This window comes from Streptomyces hygroscopicus subsp. hygroscopicus, from assembly GCF_001553455.1.
Lineage (GTDB): Bacteria > Actinomycetota > Actinomycetes > Streptomycetales > Streptomycetaceae > Streptomyces > Streptomyces hygroscopicus.
This window is the reverse complement of sequence record NZ_BBOX01000576.1, coordinates 1-3,211: the sequence shown is the minus strand read 5'-3', so window position 1 is coordinate 3,211 and position 3,211 is coordinate 1. Positions and strand designations below refer to the sequence as shown.

Here is a 3,211-nt window from a genome sequence, read left to right as displayed (position 1 = left end):
CGTGGTGCGGCGGATCAGCAAGATGCAGGAGCGGCGGGCCGCGCAGCCCGCCGGTCAGGCCCAGCAGCCCGCCGGGGTGTTCGGCCCGCCCGCGGCGCACTGACGCCGGCGCGCGGGCCGCGCTCCCGCCGGGGCTCAGAGGAACGAGTTGATCTGGATGGTCTCGTCACGGCCCGGTCCGACGCCGATCGCCGAGATCGGGGCGCCCGACATCTCCTCCAGGGCCTGGACGTACTTCTGGGCGTTCTTCGGCAGCTCGTCGAAGGTCTTGGCCTGGGTGATGTCCTCCGACCAGCCCGGCAGCGTCTCGTAGACCGGCTTGGCGTGGTGGAAGTCGGTCTGGCTGTACGGGAGTTCCTCGACCCGCTTGCCGTCGATCTCGTACGCGACGCAGACCGGGATCCGCTCCCAGCCGGTGAGGACGTCGAGCTTGGTCAGGAAGAAGTCGGTCAGGCCGTTGACCCGGGTCGCATAGCGCGCGATGACCGCGTCGAACCAGCCGCAGCGCCGGTCGCGCCCGGTGGTCACGCCGCGCTCGCCGCCGATCGTACGGAGCTTCTCGCCGTCCTCGTCGTGCAGCTCCGTGGGGAACGGGCCGGCGCCGACGCGGGTGGTGTACGCCTTCAGGATGCCGATCACGCGGCTGATCTTCGTCGGGCCGACTCCGGTGCCGGTGCAGGCGCCGCCCGCGGTCGGGTTGGAGGAGGTGACGAAGGGGTACGTGCCGTGGTCGACGTCGAGCAGCGTGCCCTGACCGCCCTCGAAGAGGACGACCTGGCCCTGGTCGATGGCGTTGTTGAGCACCAGGGTGGTGTCGGCGACATAGCCGCCGAGCCGGTCCGCGTAGCCCAACAGCTCCTCGACGACCTGGTCGACCGCGATGGCGCGGCGGTTGTAGAGCTTGGCCAGCACCTGGTTCTTGGAGTCCAGGGCCGCCTCGACCTTCTGCCGCAGAATCGACTCGTCGAACAGGTCCTGGACCCGGATCCCCACACGATTGATCTTGTCCGCGTAGGCCGGGCCGATGCCACGGCCGGTGGTGCCGATCTTCCGCTTGCCGAGGAATCGTTCCGACACCTTGTCGAGGGTCGTGTGATACGGCGTGATCAGATGGGCGTTACCGCTGATCAGCAGCTTGGACGTATCGACGCCGCGGTCAGCCAGTCCGCTCAGCTCGGAGAGCAGAACCGCGGGGTCCACGACGACGCCGTTACCGATGACCGGGGTACACCCGGGCGAGAGGATTCCGGACGGGAGGAGGTGCAGCGCGTACTTCTGGTCGCCGACCACCACGGTGTGGCCCGCGTTGTTACCGCCCTGGTAACGCACTACGTAGTCCACCGAGCCGCCGAGCAGATCGGTGGCCTTTCCCTTGCCCTCATCACCCCACTGAGCACCGAGCAGCACAAGTGCGGGCACAGGCGTACACCCCTTCCGGGCGGGGCATGTCCAACGTGCGTGGTGACGTGCGCCACCACAAGAGCCGTCGAACCGGTGCCCCGGATAGACGAAGCCCCTGGCGCAACAGCGACAGGGGCTCTTGCACCGAGAGATTACCTGAGGAAGGACCGAGGTGTCGGCTCCAGATCCCCGGCCCCCTGCGCCGGACACCGTCCGGGGGCGCCCGCTGCTCATGGTCATCGACCCCCAGGCCCGGCGAACGGACGGGGAGTCGGTGCGGATCGCGAAAGATGTGCTGTGCGCGGGCGCGCAGACGAAAATCTGCCTGCCGGAAGGGCCGGAGGACGTCGAGCGGGCCCTGGCCCGCCGGGGCGCCCGCCGACCGGTGGTGGTGGGCGACGACCGCGCCCTGCTGCGCGTCGTGGAGCTGCTGCACCGGCGGCGGGAGCTGGCGGACGCGACGCTGTCGGTGGTCCCGGTCGGAGGCTCCGCGACGGTCGCCCTGGCCCATTCGCTCGGGGTGCCGACGGACGCGGTCACCGCCGCCCGTACGGTCCTCGGCGGGGTCGTGCGCCCGCGTGACCTGCTGGTGGACGAGAGCGGCGGGGTGGTTCTCGGGGGCCTGCGGATCCCCTCCGGCCTCGCCCCTCACGGTGCGCACGGGATGCCGGACGACGGATGCGGCGCGGCGAGTGGCCCGGAGGGGCACGGCCCGGGGTCGCGGGGCGGTGCGGTGGGGGGCGGTGCGGCGGGGGGCGTGGAGTGCCGCTGCGGGTCTGGGGGTCCTGGTGGCTCTGGTGGGTCTGGTGGGTCTGGTGGTCCTTCCGGTGGTTCGGGTGGTCCCGGTGGTTTTTCCAGCGGCCCCTGCGGCTCTTGTGGTTCCGGTGGTTCGGGCGGTCCCGGTGGTCCCTGCGACGCCTGCGCTTCCTACGACGCCCGCGGTTCCTGCGGTTCCTGCGGTTCCTGCGGTTCCTGCGGCCACGATCGCCACGACCACCGGAGTCGCGAGGGCGAGGACGGCGGGGGCCCGCCCGGCCACGATACGGAGGGCGACGGCCACCGGCCGTGGTGGACACCGGCGGCCCGTACCGCCCGTACCGCCCTGACGCTGCTCTCGCTCCCCATGATCGGGCTGGCCGGCGGCGCCCGGCGGCCGGCGCATCCGCCGCCGCAGCGGCTGCGGATCGAGGCGGACGGGGTGCTGCTGACCGATCTGGACCGGCCGGTGGAACGGGTCTCGGTCTCGACGGCCGCACCGGGCGGCGGGCTGGCCGAGGTCGTCGTCCATCCGCACGCGGCGGACGGCCCGCTGCGCACCCGGGCGCGGGCCGTCACCGTCTCCGGCCAGGACTTCCGCTATCACGCGGACGCGCTGATCCGGGGCCCGGTCCGCAGCCGGACGTGGACGGTCCTGGCGGAGGCGTGGAGCCTCATGCTGCCGCACCGTCCTTGAGCACCGCTCGCGCCACCACGGTGCGGAACGCCCACCGCCAAACCGCGCCGGGCACGCCCGCCAACGTGCCGTCCGACTGGACGGCACGACGGCACGACGGCACGACGAGGCTGCCGCCGCTCCCAGCGGCACGCCACCGCGCGGAAGGCACGGCACCGCCGGGCGGAGACCACGACCGGCGCCGGACCCACCGGCACCGCACGCCCCCGGGACCGCACCCCGCACCCCCGGACCGCACACCACACCGCACGCCCCGGGACCACAGGCCCCCGGACCGCGCCACGCATCGCCGCACCGCACGCCCCCGGGGCCGCACCGCGCATCGCCGGACCGCACCGCACCGCAGCGTCCCCGGAC

Annotated in this window: 2 protein-coding genes; one reads left to right on the top strand and one right to left on the bottom strand. The window is 72.9% G+C overall.

Annotation, left to right across the window (positions count from 1 at the left end; genetic code table 11):
- Nucleotides 1-135: 135 nt before the first annotated feature.
- Nucleotides 136-1,419, bottom strand: a complete 1,284-nt coding sequence (locus AXW62_RS38855; RefSeq protein WP_060948477.1) for an adenylosuccinate synthase — start codon at nt 1,417-1,419, stop codon at nt 136-138.
- A 154-nt stretch (nt 1,420-1,573) separates the two neighbouring features.
- On the opposite strand from AXW62_RS38855, the gene AXW62_RS42135 reads away from it, so the two are divergent.
- Nucleotides 1,574-2,854, top strand: a complete 1,281-nt coding sequence (locus AXW62_RS42135; RefSeq protein ID WP_370682976.1) for a diacylglycerol kinase family protein — start codon at nt 1,574-1,576, stop codon at nt 2,852-2,854.
- The last annotated feature ends 357 nt before the right edge of the window (nt 2,855-3,211 follow it).